General features: G+C 65.4%; 16 protein-coding genes. 9 read left to right on the top strand and 7 right to left on the bottom strand.

Translation table 11 applies throughout. The annotated features are described in order from the left end of the window. Positions 1–22 precede the first annotated feature (22 nt). Positions 23–1,111, bottom strand: coding sequence for a hypothetical protein (locus BLU18_RS10310; protein WP_092634723.1), 1,089 nt, complete (start codon positions 1,109–1,111; stop codon positions 23–25). Between the two features lie 81 nt (positions 1,112–1,192). Here BLU18_RS10310 and BLU18_RS10305 point away from each other — a divergent pair, with 81 nt between their 5' ends. Continuing rightward, positions 1,193–1,771, top strand: a complete 579-nt coding sequence (locus BLU18_RS10305) for an IMP cyclohydrolase (RefSeq protein ID WP_092634721.1) — start codon at positions 1,193–1,195, stop codon at positions 1,769–1,771. Here BLU18_RS10305 and BLU18_RS10300 read toward each other — a convergent pair. Next, positions 1,768–2,136: a hypothetical protein gene (locus BLU18_RS10300; protein WP_092634719.1), complete on the bottom strand. Its 369-nt coding sequence runs from the start codon at positions 2,134–2,136 to the stop codon at positions 1,768–1,770. The two genes, BLU18_RS10305 and BLU18_RS10300, sit on opposite strands and share 4 nt — an antisense overlap. 77 nt (positions 2,137–2,213) lie before the next feature. On the opposite strand from BLU18_RS10300, the gene BLU18_RS10295 reads away from it, so the two are divergent. Continuing rightward, complete coding sequence (locus BLU18_RS10295) at positions 2,214–2,891, top strand: metallophosphoesterase family protein (protein WP_092634717.1); 678 nt, start codon at positions 2,214–2,216, stop codon at positions 2,889–2,891. Here the strand turns inward: BLU18_RS10295 and BLU18_RS10290 are convergent, their stop codons facing one another. After that, positions 2,892–4,073 carry an aspartate kinase gene (locus BLU18_RS10290; RefSeq protein WP_092634715.1) on the bottom strand — a complete coding sequence of 394 codons (1,182 nt, stop codon included), beginning with the start codon at positions 4,071–4,073 and terminating at the stop codon, positions 2,892–2,894. It lies immediately after the preceding gene. A 159-nt stretch (positions 4,074–4,232) separates the two neighbouring features. Between BLU18_RS10290 and BLU18_RS10285 the strand changes: the two genes are divergently transcribed. Next, positions 4,233–4,667, top strand: a complete 435-nt coding sequence (locus BLU18_RS10285; RefSeq protein ID WP_092634713.1) for a hypothetical protein — start codon at positions 4,233–4,235, stop codon at positions 4,665–4,667. Here BLU18_RS10285 and BLU18_RS10280 read toward each other — a convergent pair. Then, positions 4,664–6,250 carry a DNA-directed DNA polymerase II small subunit gene (locus BLU18_RS10280; RefSeq protein ID WP_092634711.1) on the bottom strand — a complete coding sequence of 529 codons (1,587 nt, stop codon included), beginning with the start codon at positions 6,248–6,250 and terminating at the stop codon, positions 4,664–4,666. The genes BLU18_RS10285 and BLU18_RS10280 overlap by 4 nt on opposite strands. A gap of 79 nt (positions 6,251–6,329) precedes the next feature. On the opposite strand from BLU18_RS10280, the gene BLU18_RS10275 reads away from it, so the two are divergent. Then, on the top strand, positions 6,330–7,115 hold the full coding sequence (locus BLU18_RS10275) for a S26 family signal peptidase (RefSeq protein ID WP_092634709.1): 786 nt from the start codon (positions 6,330–6,332) through the stop codon (positions 7,113–7,115). Positions 7,116–7,161: 46 nt separating this feature from the next. Here BLU18_RS10275 and BLU18_RS10270 read toward each other — a convergent pair whose 3' ends face one another. After that, positions 7,162–8,694 (bottom strand): Cdc6/Cdc18 family protein, encoded by a 1,533-nt coding sequence (locus BLU18_RS10270; RefSeq protein ID WP_092634707.1) that lies wholly within the window; start codon positions 8,692–8,694, stop codon positions 7,162–7,164. 813 nt (positions 8,695–9,507) lie between these two features. Here BLU18_RS10270 and BLU18_RS10265 point away from each other — a divergent pair. The 5 genes from BLU18_RS10265 (at position 9,508) to BLU18_RS10250 (ending at position 12,335) form a co-directional block, all read left to right on the top strand. Further along, positions 9,508–10,149 (top strand): Era-like GTP-binding protein, encoded by a 642-nt coding sequence (locus tag BLU18_RS10265; RefSeq protein WP_092634705.1) that lies wholly within the window; start codon positions 9,508–9,510, stop codon positions 10,147–10,149. A gap of 5 nt (positions 10,150–10,154) precedes the next feature. After that, entirely contained in the window at positions 10,155–10,541 is a 387-nt protein-coding gene (locus BLU18_RS10260) for a DUF2073 domain-containing protein (RefSeq protein WP_092635311.1), read from the top strand. 4 nt (positions 10,542–10,545) lie between these two features. Beyond that, complete coding sequence (locus BLU18_RS10255) at positions 10,546–11,184, top strand: OapC/ArvC family zinc-ribbon domain-containing protein (protein WP_092634703.1); 639 nt, start codon at positions 10,546–10,548, stop codon at positions 11,182–11,184. A gap of 282 nt (positions 11,185–11,466) precedes the next feature. Further along, entirely contained in the window at positions 11,467–11,556 is a 90-nt protein-coding gene (locus BLU18_RS15330; protein WP_449272129.1) for a hypothetical protein, read from the top strand. Beyond that, positions 11,556–12,335, top strand: a complete 780-nt coding sequence (locus BLU18_RS10250; RefSeq protein WP_092634701.1) for a DUF7089 family protein — start codon at positions 11,556–11,558, stop codon at positions 12,333–12,335. Before BLU18_RS15330 ends, BLU18_RS10250 begins: the two co-directional genes overlap by 1 nt. A 10-nt stretch (positions 12,336–12,345) precedes the next feature. On the opposite strand, the gene BLU18_RS10245 is transcribed toward BLU18_RS10250, so the two are convergent. Together BLU18_RS10245 and BLU18_RS10240 are read right to left on the bottom strand one after the other, a co-directional pair. Further along, complete coding sequence (locus tag BLU18_RS10245) at positions 12,346–12,933, bottom strand: DUF7090 family protein (protein ID WP_092634699.1); 588 nt, start codon at positions 12,931–12,933, stop codon at positions 12,346–12,348. Positions 12,934–12,993: 60 nt separating this feature from the next. After that, positions 12,994–13,446, bottom strand: a complete 453-nt coding sequence (locus BLU18_RS10240) for a DUF2391 family protein (RefSeq protein WP_092634697.1) — start codon at positions 13,444–13,446, stop codon at positions 12,994–12,996. Between the last annotated feature and the right edge of the window lie 26 nt (positions 13,447–13,472).

Raw genomic sequence — 13,472 nt, 5'->3', positions numbered from 1 at the left:
GCGGGTGGTAAAGAACCTCCCCTCAGACCAAGACGTTGATCAGGAGTTCGAGCGCCAGCGGAACGACAGCCGAGACGACGACGCGTTCCTCGGTCGCCGGGGTGAACGGAAAGGTGGAGGTGTCCTTGACCTTCTGGAGGCGGAGGTACTCGTATTCGAGACGCGGATACTCGGGGTCCGCGGGGTCGGTTTCGGGAAAGCCCCGGTCGTCGTCGCCGAACTCCCGGATTTCGGCATCGAGTTCGCGAATCTTCGCGAGTTTCTTCCGTTGCATGTAAGCGTGGAGCGTGAACGTCGCGTAGAGGACGAGGACGACGCCGACTGCCCAGACGACCACGAACTCGGCGGTGTGAAACGTCGTCGACGGGGAGGCGGTGGGGTCGAACGTCGAGGAGGCGGCCGACCCGTACTCGAAGGCGATGGCGAAGAGGAGGCCGACGGCGTAGATGTAGGTGGCTCGTTTGATGAGGTCACCCACGGGTTCGAGGCCGCCGGTGTCGAGGGGGTCATCGAACTGGAGTCGGTACTCCTTGGTGACGACGTAGCGCGGGAGGACGACGAGGGTGGCGAGGACGAGGCCGGCGAACTCCGCGATGACCGGGAAGTAGCCGAAGGGGATGATGAAACCGAACTTGAGGAAGCCGACGACGGTGCCGTCCATCCGAACCACCGCGGTCCACTCGCCGAGGAGGAGGTAAGTCGCCGCGTGAGCGACTAGGAGGAGGCCGAAGACGACGTGTTTGAGTCGGGTCGTCCGGAGGTCGTAGACCGACTCGGCGGTCACGTCGGGCGCGGCAAACTGCTGGTCGAAGTCGTACGTCGAGACGAGTCTGTCGTGCCCGCGGGCGAGCGAGCGGATACTCCAGACGGCGAACCACAGGCCGACAGGCGCGGCGTACCAGAACGGGTCCGTCAGGAGTGGGTGCGCGCGGTCGATGTAGAGCGTGGTGACCGTCGAGAGGACGACGCCGTCGAGGACGAGGAGGGCGGAGACGAACAGATACGGCGCGAGCGCCGGCCGACCGAGTGCTCGGGCCAGTCGGTCGGCGCCGGTGGCGTTCGCGAGGCGGGTACACCACAGGGGTGCGTAGGGGTCCGTCGCCTGCGCCATACAGTCACTCCGTCGCGCTCGATGTTAAATCTGTGAGGCGGGAGGGAAAGACGTAGGTAGCGGGTCGATGAACGTCGGTCCATGTACATCGGACGTTTCATCGTCGTCGGCCCGGGGGTCGGCGCCTACCGCGTCTCCTCCCGGTCGTTCCCGAACCGACAAATCGTCGAGCGCGACGGCACGCTCACCGTCACGCCGACGCCGGACGCCCCGGAGACGGACAATCCCTACATCGCGTACAACTGCGTCCGCGAGAGCGACGGGCGGGCCGTCCTCGGCAACGGCAGCCACGTCGACCCGATTACGGAGAAACTCGACATGGGCTACCCCGCCCGCGACGCGCTGGCGACGGCGCTCCTATCCCTCGACTACGAGAAAGACGACTATGACACGCCCCGAGTTGCGGGCGTCGTCGGTGCGGAGGCGGCGACGGTGGGCATCGTCCGCCGGGACGCCCTGCTGGTCGAGGAAGTGTCGGAACCGACGCTCGTCGCCACCTACGAAGAGGACGACCCGCGGGCGTTCGACTTCGAGGCGGCGACGGCCGACGCCGCGGCCCGCGAGGCGTACGACGCCGACTTCGAGCACGCGGTCTGTGCAGCAGGTATCAGCGTCGACGACACCGTCGAGACGAGCGTCGTGAACGGCGACGACGCCTAGCTAGTCTCGCGCTGGCGGCGGACGGCCGGCACCGACCAGACAACGCCGAAGAGGAGCCGATTGACGGCGTAGCCGACGCCCACTCCCAGCAGCGCGGGGGGTAGGTATCTGGCTCCGGAGTCGGTGGCGATGACGGCCCAGACGATGGCGGCCATGCCGAGGATGCCGACGCCGAAGAGCGCCCACAGACCGTTCCGCGAGCGGTCGGACGCAGCGAACAGGAGGGCAGACCCGAGGGCAGCGAGCGGGGTGAGCCACCACCACGCGGTGGCGACGGCGACGGTCGACAGCATCCCCGCGACACCGACGTTCGACGCCGCGATTGTCAGGTCGAAGCGAACGATTCGGCGGTCGGGGTCAGTCACAGCGGGAGATGGTGAGAGAGCGAAGTAAGCGTTGGGCACACGACAACACCTAACCGACCCGACCGACAAGCGAGCCCATGCGACTGGGCGTCATCTCCGACATTCACGGGAACCGAATCGCCCTCGATGCCGTCCTCGACGACATGCCGACGGTGGACCGACTGGTCTGTGCGGGCGACGTGGTGGGGTACAACCCGTGGCCCGCAGCGTGCGTGGCTGCGGTGCGCGAGCGGTCGATACCGACGGTGATGGGCAACCACGACCGGGCCGTCGCGAGCGAGACGCCGTTCCGCTTCAACTCGATGGCGGCCGCGGGTGTCGACTACGCCCGCGAGCAACTGGACGAGGACGCCCTGGGGTGGCTGGCCGACCTGCCGCCGACGCGGACGGTGGCCGACGGGCGGGTGAAACTCGTCCACGGCCACCCGGACGACCCGGACCGCTACACCTACCCCGAGGAGTTCTCGGCGCGGATGCTGGACGGCGAGGACCTCCTAGTGACCGGGCACACGCATGTGCAAGGCCACCGCGTCTTCGACGGGGGCGTCGTGATGAATCCGGGAAGCGTCGGCCAGCCACGGGACGGCGACCCGGACGCGGGGTATGCGGTAGTGACGCTGGACGAGGGGACGGGCGGCGACGCGGTGACGGTCGAGGAGCGACGTGTCGGCTACGACATCGACGAGGTAATCGGCGCCGTCGACGACGCGGGGTTGCCGTCCCGAATCGGGACGCGGTTGCTCGACGGGCAGTAATCAGATCGACTGGTTTTGGACGATATCGAGCGTCTCCTCTCGGTCGTCCCACTCGACGAAGATGGCGACGGAGGTGGCCGACGTGATGAGGTCGTGGATGTTGATGCCGGCCTCGGAGACGGGTTGGACGATGTCGAGGATGATGCCGGGTCGGTTGGGGAGTTCGCCGCCGGTGACGCGGATGACGGCGAAGTCGTCCTCGACGGTGACCGAGGAGAGCGTCTCGTCTTCGACGACGCGTTCGTGGAGGATGAACTCGGCGTCCTCGGCCAGGTCGGCGTTGACGTAGAAGGTGATGGAGTCCATCCCGCTGGCGACGGCGTCGATGTTGATGTCCTCGCTCCGGAGCGCCTGCGTGAGGTCGGCGAGGATGCCCGGACGGTTGCGGAGTGCGCGCCCCGCGACGGTGATGCAGGCGAGTGGTTCGTCCTGCATGTCGATGAGGTTCTGGAACTGGCCCTCGATTTTCGTCCCGCCGGTCAGCAGGTCGCCGTGCTGGTAGTGGACGACGCGGACGGTGAGGTCCTCGTCCTTGTAGGAGAGCGCACTCGGCGCGACCACCTCGGCGCCACGGAACGAGAGGTTCCGGAGTTCGTCGACGGTGATGTTGCCGACGTTGCGCGCGCCTTCGACGACGCGGGGGTCGCCGGTCATGACGCCCTCCACGTCGGTCACGATGACCACCTCGTCGGCGTGCATGAATTTGCCGAGCATGACCGCGGTGGTGTCGCTCCCGCCGCGGCCGAGCGTCGTCACCTTGCCGTCGATGGTCTGGGCGAGAAAGCCCGTGATGACGGGGACGACGTTGTCGAGCTCGTCGGCGAGCGCCTCGGCGCGTTTCAGCGTCTCTTCGGCGTCGACTTCGCCGTACTCGTCGGTGATGATGGGCCACGCTTCGGTCCCGGGTTCGACGAACGTGGCGTTGACGCCGCGGGCGGCGAGTGCGGCCTTCAGCATGCGGACGCTCGTCCGTTCGCCCATGCTGACGATTTCGGCCCGGTCGGCGTCCTCGGCCTCGAAGGTTATCTCTTCGAGGAGTTCGTCGGTCGTCGACCCCATCGCGCTGGCGACGATGGCGATTTCGTGACCCGCTTCGACTGCTCTCGCGACCGTGTCGGCGGCACGTTCGATCCGGTCACCGCTCCCGAGCGACGTCCCACCGAACTTTGCGACTACGCGCATCGCGGGCCCTCCGCGGAATCGAACGGGTGTTCAGGCATGGCAGAGGATAGCGAGAGGGACGGTAATAACTGTGTTCACTTGCCCACGTCGGGGACGAAAGTGGGGTAAGCGGCCCTGCACGGAGCGAGCGTTTAAACGGCTGCCGTGAGTACGGCGACTATGAAAGTGCGCGACGCGGTCGAGGCCGACGCCGACGCGCTCTCGGCCATCGCGGACGTGCCCGCGGACGTCGTTCGCAATCTGATTCACGACCGGACGGTCCGCGTCGCCGAACGCGACACGACCGACGCCGGACCGAACGCCGACGCCGGCGAGGACGACGAGAGAGACGTAGCCGGGTTCGTCAGCTTCGACGTTCGGGAAGGGACGGTCCACGTCACCCAGCTCGCAGGGACGACCGAGGCCTGTGAACGACTACTCGGCGAACCCGTTCGCTTCGCTACGAGCGAGGGCATGACCGTCGAACTCCTCGCCATCGACGACGACAAGGTGGTCACCGACGCGGCGACGGCCGCCGGCTTCGAACGCGCAGGGTCCGGTCCGCAGTTCGACGGGAAAGCCACCGCGCGGTATCGGTTCGACCCGACGAGTTAGGCGAACTTCCGGACGGTCAAATCGAGCGTATCGAGGTCGACAATGGGGGCAAAGCCGGCGTCGGGGTCGATGTTGACGCTCTTCTGGAACGCCGTCTGCGCCTGCCAGCACCCGCTGTTGACCGAGAGGACGTTGTGGTACTTGCCGTAGCCCAACTTGTGGACGTGGCCCGTGTGGAACACGTCGGGCACGTCCTCGATGACGAGGTAGTCCTCCTCCTCCGGTGCGAGGCGCATGTGGCCGCCGTACTTCGGTGCGACGTGACGCTTCTTCAGCAGGTGGTACATCGCGTGGTGGGGGTCGTCGTAACTCGCCTTGTCCTCGGGGAGTTCGGCGATGACCTCGTCGAGCGAGACGCCGTGGTACATGAGGATGGAGACACCCTCGACCGTGACGGTGGCGGGGTTGCCGACGATTCGGGGGTCGTGGGCGGACATGATGTCGCGAAGTTCCTCGTCGAAGCCGGGTTGTGGCTCCGCGAGGCGGACGGCGTCGTGGTTACCCGGAATCATGACGATGTCCAAGTCGCCGGGGACTTCCTTCAGGTACTCCGAGAAGCGGTCGTACTGGTCGTAGATGTCGACGATGTCGAGCTCCTCGTCCTGGTCAGGGTAGACGCCGACGCCCTCGACCATGTCGCCCGCGATGAGGAGGTATTCGACCGCCTCGGCCTCGTCGGTGTGGAGCCAGTCGGCGAAGCGATGCCAGGCGTCGGCCATGAACTCCTGACTCCCGACGTGGACGTCGGAGATGAGCGCCGCCTGCACGTGGCGGTCGGCGGTCGAGGGCTTGTACGTCCGGGGCACGTCCGGGAAGTGAAGCGAGTCGACGAAGACGATGCCCGCGTCGTCGGAGAGGGTCCCCTCGATGGCGATACACTCGTCCAGGAGGAGCTCGTCGACGAGGCCGGCGATGTCGCGGTCTTTCGTGACGAGGCAGGGAAAGGTCCCGGTCGTATCTTCGAGTTCGACGATCCAGTGACCGTTCGCGGAGGAGCGCACGTCGTTCACTAGGCCGATCATCGCCACGTCGCTGCCGCCGGTCATGTCCGCGACGGCGGACGCCGGACGGTGGTTCACCCGCCCCCGGAGCTTCCCCGAGAGCTTCTCGTAGCGGTCGCGAAAGACGGAGACGAAGTCGCCGTACTCGCCGGTTCCGGTGCTTCGCCCAGTGATGTCGCCAGCGATGTCGATAGCGCGGTCGACGGCCTCGGCTGTGGTGTCCGAGTCGGCGCCGACCGCCTGCGTCTCCGCGGCGTTCCCCTTCGTTTCGAGTGGAGCGTTTTTAGCCTGATTCCCCGAGTTGGATGGGGACGATGGAGTCGAAACGGAGGGGTGTTGGTCTGCGGTGTCGGTCGGAGTCGGAGACGGCCCGTCGGTCGCGGCGGTGGCCACTCGCTCGACTGCCGTCCGAGCGTGGTCGGCGGTGAGTCGGAGGGCGTCATCCGGCGCCGCCTCGACGGCGGCGTCAAGGGCGGCCGCCGAGTCGTCGGCGCCCGCGAGGAGCGTCACGGCTTCGCGTTCGGCGTTGTAGCCCCGCTGGGCGAGTTCGCGGACGATGCGGGCGGGGGTCTCCAGAGGCACAAGGGAGCCAGGATAGGTGCGGGCAAAAGCGTGCCGGAAGTCCAGAACCTTCAACTCACCCGACAATCAATTCAGATTGATGAGTTCTGACGACGGTTCTCGCTCGCCAGACGAACGCCCGTCGGACTCCGGGTTCGGCGACGGTGACGCCGTCGAGACGGAGCGTTCGGGTGACGGCGAGGAACCAGCGGGGCCGATTCGCCGGGTCGCCACGGCGACCGACGGCCTGTTGCTCGTCGTGCGCGAGACGACGCTGAGCGTGGGCGCCGTCGTCGCCATCGGTCTCCTCCTCTTCGCCATCAGCGGCGTCTGGCCCCCGATGGTCGCCGTCGAGAGCGGGAGCATGGAACCCCACATGCAGAAGGGTGACCTGGTGTTCATCACCGACACCGGTCGGTTCACGCCCGACGCCGCCCACAACGACACCGGGGTCGTCACCCGCGACGCCGCCCGAGAGACGGGCTACTGGAAGTTCGGCGCCCACGGGTCGGTGGTCGTCTACGACAACCCCACGAGGGGCGGGCCACCCGTCATTCACCGGGCGCAGTTCTGGGTCAGCGAGGGCGAGAACTGGTATGACCGCGCGAACCCCGAGTACGTGACCGCGCCCGACTGCGACGCGATGCCGAACTGCCCCGCGCCGAACGCCGGGTTCGTCACCAAAGGCGACGCCAACGGGCAGTACGACCAGGTCAACGGCATCAGCGAACCCGTCAAACCCGAGTGGATAGTCGGGGTCGCGCGCGTCAGAATCCCGTATCTCGGCTGGGTCCGACTCGGCGTGTCGAGTCTTGTCCTCGACACGACGCCGATGGTGACAGTCGACGACGGCCGGGCCGCCGTCGGCGGACCGACGGCCGCGTAGCGTTTCGACTGGAGAGTAGGCTGGACGAGGAGTACGGACGCGTTTGTCAGTTGTCGAAGCGCGCCTGCACGAAGGGTTGGGCGTTCTCGATGTCGCCCAGTCGCGAATCGGAGAGGAGGACGGCCTCCGTCTCTTCGACTGGAACCGAGAGGCTGATTTCCTTGGTTCGGCCGTAGCGACCCTTGCTCACGACGACGGCGTTGACGATGCCGAGCATGTCGAGTTCGGAGATGAGGTCCGTGACGCGGCGTTGGGTCAGTACGTCGGCGTCGATTTCCTCGCACAGGCGCTTGTAGATGTTGTACACCTCGCCCGTGTTGATGTTGTGGACGCCGTTTTTCTCGAGGAGGATGATGGCGAAGAGGACGATTTTCGACTGGGTGGGGAGCGTGCGTACCACCTCGACAACCCGGTCGAGTTCGATTTTGTCCTGGGCTTGCCGGACGTGGCTCTCCTCGACGGTGTCGGCTTGGCCGCGCTCGGCGAGTTCGCCGGCCGTCCGGAGCAAGTCAAGTGCGCGGCGGGCGTCCCCGTGTTCCTGCGCCGCGAAGGCGGCACAGAGCGGGATGACGTCCTCGGTGAGTGCGTTGCCCTTGAACGCCACGTCGGCGCGATGCTGGAGGATGTCCCGGAGCTGGTTGGCGTCGTACGGCGGGAAGACGATTTCCTCCTCGCCGAGACTCGACTTGACGCGGGGGTCGAGGAAGTCGGTGAACTTCAGGTCGTTCGAAATCCCCATGATGGAGATGCGGGAGGTTTCGAGTTCCGAGTTCATCCGCGAGAGGTTGTAGAGCGTGTCGTCGCCCGATTTCTCGACGAGTTTGTCGATTTCGTCGAGCATGATGACGACCACGCGTTCGTGGTAGTCCACGGCCTCGAAGAAGGAACTGTAGACGCGGTCGGTTGGCCACCCGGTCATGGGGACCGGTTCCATCTCCTCGCGGTCCGTTTCGAGTGCGTCGATTCGGTCGTCGACGGCGTCGAGGGAGCCGTACTCGGTGTCGGTCAGCGTCGCCTCGTCGTCGACGACACGGGAGCGCAGGTCGCGCAAGTCGTCGAGTCGGTCGTCGATGACGTCGTGATTCTTCTCGATGAACTTGTTGGCGAGTTGCGCAAGGACGCGATACTGCGTGTCGGTCACCTCGCAGTTGATGTACTCGACTTCACACGGGACATCGTACTTCTGGGAGGTGGATTCCAGCTCCTTGCTGACGAACTTCGCACTCGCCGTCTTACCCGTCCCGGTCTTCCCGTATATCAGGATGTTCGACGGCGTATCGCCTCGGAGCGCCGAGACGAGGATGGTCGCCATCTGATTGATCTGTTCGTTGCGGTGGGGGAGTTCGTGTGGCGTGTACGAGGGGCGGAGAACCTCCTTGTTCTCGAAGATAGGCTCGCCAGAGAGCAAGTCGTCGAAGAGGCCCTGGTTGTCGTCGTCCTCGTCGTCGAGGACGTCGTCGATGTCGACGTCGCGGGAGATATCCGTCGTCCGGTCACGCGCGGGTGCACCATGTAGATCGGTCTCGTCCGGGTTCTCGGTGTCGGCGTGGTCGTCCGGCGGTGTGTCGTTCGAATCCATTCGTTGAACCCCGTCGTTTCGGGTGGAGGACGCGACGCGTACCGGGGTAACGCGAGTGCCCCAACCCCTGGTACTGGCTCAGTACGTCCAGATGATCCAGGGGAAACAGAGGGGGAGGTAGTAGAAAAACCTTCCCCTCGGAACCGAACGAACCCGAACTCGGCCCGATTTCGAGCGACGAACCGAGCCCCAGAGTGAGTGACATCAAGGGTGGGTGGTGTTCGACGGGAAGCGGGCGGGGGTTGTGGTTCCCACGCGATGGGGGAGTGCGTTCACACGAACTGTGCCGACCGAGCGTGTCAGTCCGCGAACCGGCTGGGAGACGGTTACCGATAGTGTCGAACGGTACCACGACCCATCCGACCCCCCCACCCCTTCGTTTCGGGTGGAACGGCAGAGAGGCGGGGGTGGGGTGTCGCCGGTTGTTCTAGGAGGGAAATCTATAATACATAGTATACAAAACAACACCCGCACAGCGAACAAAACAGTTATTTTAGTTGTCGTTGTCGGGGAATACTAGCCTAGCTCGCTCCGATTTCTACTCGCCCACCGGCCCGATGAACGGTTCCACTCGAAACGAAGGGGTGGGGGGCGAGGTAGTGGCGTGTTCACTCCCTGCACGGTCGCGACTGTCGGTGAAGCCCGCCCGTTCCCGTGCCGTCGATGCCGTCCGCTTCGACTCCACAGTGCCGCCGACCGGCACCTACTGACAGGCCCTTTATGGTTGTCTGACGCACACTTAAGTGAACGGCGCAACCTTCATCGCGCATACGCTCCTCTCGCGGCGGTAGACGGGAGGTGCGGGAGGATAGGATGGGACTGCTCACAGGACTCAGAGACAGCATCGGACGAGTTACAGAACGACTGTTCTCGGCCAGCGACCCGAAACGCATCGGGATCTATGGCCCGCCGAACGCCGGGAAAACTACGCTCGCGAACCGTATCGCGCGCGACTGGACGGGTGACGCCATCGGCCCGGAGAGCCACGTCCCCCACGAAACCCGGCGCGCACGGCGCAAGGAGAACGTCGAAATCGAACGCAACGGTCGCACCGTCACCATCGACATCGTCGACACGCCGGGGGTCACGACGAAAGTCGACTACAAGGAGTTCCTCGAACACGACATCGACGAGGAGGACGCCGTTCGGCGTTCGCGCGAGGCGACGGAGGGTGTCGCCGAGGCGATGCACTGGCTTCGCGAGGACGTCGACGGCGTCATCTACGTCCTCGACAGCACGGAGGACCCGTTCACGCAGGTGAACACGATGCTCATCGGCATCATCGAGAGCCAGGAGCTGCCGGTGCTCATCCTCGCGAACAAGACGGACCTTGAGGATTCGAACATCAAGCGCATCGAGGACGCTTTCCCGCAACACGAGACGATACCGCTGTCGGCGCTCGAAGGTGACAACATGGACGAAGTGTACGACCAAATCGCGGAGTACTTCGGGTGATTGAGTTGCCGGAAGCCACTCCAACAGACGTCGACGGTGTTCAAATCGACCTCATCAGCGGCGCGCGGATGGAGAACCTCGCGAGCATGGAGAAAATACGGCTCATCCTCGACGGGGTCCGCGACGGCAACATCGTCATCCTCGAGGAGGGACTCTCCCCCGACGAGGAATCGAAGCTCATCGAGGTGACGATGACCGAAATCAGCCCCGACGAGTTCAACGGCATCGAAATCGAGACCTATCCCCGCTCCGAGACGGCGGACCGAAGCTTCCTCGACCGGCTGATGGGTCGCGAATCGACGAAGAAACTCACCGTCATCGGTCCGGCCAACCAGATTCAGACACTTCACAAGGACGAAAATCTCATCAGCGCGCTCGTGTCGCGCAAATAGATCGATGCCCCACCAGTGTACGAACTGTGAGCGGGTGTTTGAGGACGGCTCCAAGGAGATGCTCTCGGGCTGTCCCGACTGCGGGGGCAACAAGTTCCAGTTCAAACCCGATTCGGCGACGCCGACGCCGACGCTCGACGACCAGTCGACCACGGCCACCGCGTCCGACCCAGCCGACGCGACGGCGACGAACGCAGATTCACCCTCGGCAGACGGCACGTCGTCCTCATCGGGATGGACCCCGTGGCCCGATACCCAGTCGGCCGACACCGCGGACACCGACACCGACTACATCGAGGCCGAGTCTGACCCGAGCGTCCTCGAGGAGGATACCGCGCAGGCGGACGCACGCAGTGGCGTCGTCACGAACGACGAACTCGACGACGCCGCGTCGCCACCACCGTCCGCCGCCGACGCCGCCCGGGCCATCCCCCCGGACGAGGACTCGGACGATGGTCCCGACATCGAGGACCTGCGCGCCGAACTCAACGACCAGTTCGAGAGCATCAAAATCCTCGAACCGGGACAGTACGAGCTCAACCTGATGGAGCTGTACGACCGCCAGGAGTGCATCATCTCGCTCCAAGAGGACGGTCACTACGTCATCGAAGTCGCCGACACTTGGCGCGACGACGACACGTAACGCCTTTTACCTTCCCGCCGCGCTACTCGTTGTCCGCCGCGTTCGACGGGCGCCGTCTCTCACCCGTCGAACCCTCGTCCACACGTCTTCGCCCACCGGTATCTCCCGTCCCTTCGTCAGACATACCCCTTTGCTTCTAGTGCAAACTCTCCGAATTTGTGGCTCAAACCTGCTCAAACGAGATATTCCTGTGGACGTGAAACGATGGGTTGGTACGCGGACTCGTGCCAGTCGGGTCGCGGAGCGACCACATTTATGCGCTGCCGTCCCGAGATGTTGGGCATGAGCAAGGCGACACAGGTCGTAGTCGGGACGGTGGGCATCTCGGCGGTCCTCGCGGCCGCCCTCGCGGTCAGTATCCTCCTCGCCTGATGTTCGAGCGACGGTCTATCTCGGGCGAACTCGAGGCGGTCCGCGCCGACCACGCCCCCGACGCACTCGTCTTGGACGTCGAGAACGACTTCGGGACGCTCCCGCCAGCGGCGGCGGAGGACCTCGGCCTCTTGGTCGAATCCCTCGACCCCGCGGCCTACACCACCGAGTGGGTCCCCGACGACGCGCCGAGCCAACTCCATCGCTACGCGGGGCCCGATTTCACCATCGGCCTCCCGGGCGACGGAACCGTCACGTGGACGCGACAGACCGACCCGCCTATCGTCTTCTGTAAAGCGCGCGCGGAGGGGACGCCGGACCCCTTCCTCGACTTCTTGATTGCGGAAGCGTTGGTGCAGGTCGGCCTCGACGTGCCCGAGTCGTTTCTGCCCTTCTTCGGGGAGCGGTACCCCGACCTCGACGCCGCGATTCCGCTCGACGCCGCGGCGACGTACCAAATCGGCGCGGCGCTGTACGACGCGTGGCTAGGACTCCAGACGCGGCCGATTTTCGAGAGTTGGCAGGAAGACGCTCCCGACCTCTACGACGCGTGGGTCGACGCCGGGGACCGTCTCCGCGACCGAGTCGACGGACTGCCCGGTGCCATCGCTCGCGACGAGACTGACTTCTCCGACGCGACGGAACTCGCCTGCGCCGCCATCAAACACGGACTCGACCTCCCGGCGCCCTTCGCCGCACTCGATACGTCGGCCTACGTCGACTACGGCGCCGACTACGCGGTGCAGTGGGCGAGCAAGACGTTCGAGAGTGCCGACTGACTCCGCCTCGTTACTCCGTCTCGAAGTCGACGGTCACGCCGCCGTCGACGCCCAAATCGAGGACGCCATCGAACAGGTCGCGGAAGCGGTCCAGCGTCTCCTCGTCGTGCACCTCTTTCGAGAGGTGGAAGAGGCCGACGGCGTCGTACTCGGCCAGTAAGTCGAGCAGCTGTTTCGTCGCCTCGTAGACGCGTTCCTCGTCGGCGTAGTACGCCATCTCGGTGAGCGAGTCGACGCTCACCCGCCGCTTGCCGCCGTGAGAGTCGAGGAAGGCCTCCGTCTTGGCGACGATGCCGTCTAGGTCGTCCGGCGAGGCGACGTAGTGGACGCGGTCCGAGGGGCGTCGGGAGTAGCCGCGTTCGACCGAGAGTGTATCGAGGATATCCGCGCGCGACTCGTCCACGTCGTAGTGTTCGAGCTTTTGCTCCACCTCGCGGGCGGTGGTTCGCGTCGAGATGACGAGGAAGTTGTCGGTGTCGGTCTTCAGGAAGTCGGTGTCGATGCGGTCCGTCTCGCCGATGCTCGGGTGCAACAAGAGCACACCCGTTCCGCCGGGGATTGTCTCCGGCGCACCGTCGATGGCGAGCGTGTAATCCATATCCGTCCCTCCGACCGAACGGACTTAAGACTGCGGGTGAGTGCGAGCGTCGTCCGGCGGTCAGAACAGCGAGTCCGCCGTCGCCGCGCCGACGACGCTGAAGACCGCACCGACGCTCACCGCCTTTACCGTCACCCTGACGGTTCGAATCGGCACGTCGACTCCCAGCAGCCTGGCCCTCTCGCCGCCCCCGCCGACGAAGGTGTTCGGCGCGTTGAACGCGAGTGCGAGAGCGAGGACCGAACCGTACGCGACGAGGACGAGCGAGACGAACCGAACGGGAATCCCGCCCACCTCACTCTCGGCATCCGGGTCGCGGTCGTCGGCCTTGTAGAGCGCGCCGTAGCCGATGCCGACGACGATGAAGACGGTCGACAGCGTCTGCAGTAACGACATGCTCGCCGCCAGCGTCCACACCTCTTCGGTGACGACGAACGGCCCCGCGAGCAGGAATCCGCCCACAATCTGCTGTGCGGTGTCGGCGAGTTTGAAGCGACGGCGCACTCCGACCATGCCGAAGCGGAGTGCCCCACCGACCG

Source organism: Haloplanus vescus (genome assembly GCF_900107665.1).
GTDB classification, from domain to species: Archaea; Halobacteriota; Halobacteria; order Halobacteriales; family Haloferacaceae; genus Haloplanus; species Haloplanus vescus.
Note: the sequence above shows the minus strand (reverse complement) of the source record. Positions and strands in the feature narration are given on the sequence as shown.

Coding starts and splice junctions, on each gene's coding strand:
- BLU18_RS10310 (WP_092634723.1), bottom strand. CDS start 1,111: ATGGCGCAGGCGACGGACCCCTACGCACCCCTGTGGTGTACCCGCCTC.
- BLU18_RS10305 (WP_092634721.1), top strand. CDS start 1,193: ATGTACATCGGACGTTTCATCGTCGTCGGCCCGGGGGTCGGCGCCTAC.
- BLU18_RS10295 (WP_092634717.1), top strand. CDS start 2,214: ATGCGACTGGGCGTCATCTCCGACATTCACGGGAACCGAATCGCCCTC.
- BLU18_RS10290 (WP_092634715.1), bottom strand. CDS start 4,073: ATGCGCGTAGTCGCAAAGTTCGGTGGGACGTCGCTCGGGAGCGGTGAC.
- BLU18_RS10285 (WP_092634713.1), top strand. CDS start 4,233: ATGAAAGTGCGCGACGCGGTCGAGGCCGACGCCGACGCGCTCTCGGCC.
- BLU18_RS10275 (WP_092634709.1), top strand. CDS start 6,330: ATGAGTTCTGACGACGGTTCTCGCTCGCCAGACGAACGCCCGTCGGAC.
- BLU18_RS10270 (WP_092634707.1), bottom strand. CDS start 8,694: ATGGATTCGAACGACACACCGCCGGACGACCACGCCGACACCGAGAAC.
- BLU18_RS10265 (WP_092634705.1), top strand. CDS start 9,508: ATGGGACTGCTCACAGGACTCAGAGACAGCATCGGACGAGTTACAGAA.
- BLU18_RS10255 (WP_092634703.1), top strand. CDS start 10,546: ATGCCCCACCAGTGTACGAACTGTGAGCGGGTGTTTGAGGACGGCTCC.
- BLU18_RS15330 (WP_449272129.1), top strand. CDS start 11,467: ATGAGCAAGGCGACACAGGTCGTAGTCGGGACGGTGGGCATCTCGGCG.
- BLU18_RS10250 (WP_092634701.1), top strand. CDS start 11,556: ATGTTCGAGCGACGGTCTATCTCGGGCGAACTCGAGGCGGTCCGCGCC.
- BLU18_RS10245 (WP_092634699.1), bottom strand. CDS start 12,933: ATGGATTACACGCTCGCCATCGACGGTGCGCCGGAGACAATCCCCGGC.
- BLU18_RS10240 (WP_092634697.1), bottom strand. CDS start 13,446: ATGGTCGGAGTGCGCCGTCGCTTCAAACTCGCCGACACCGCACAGCAG.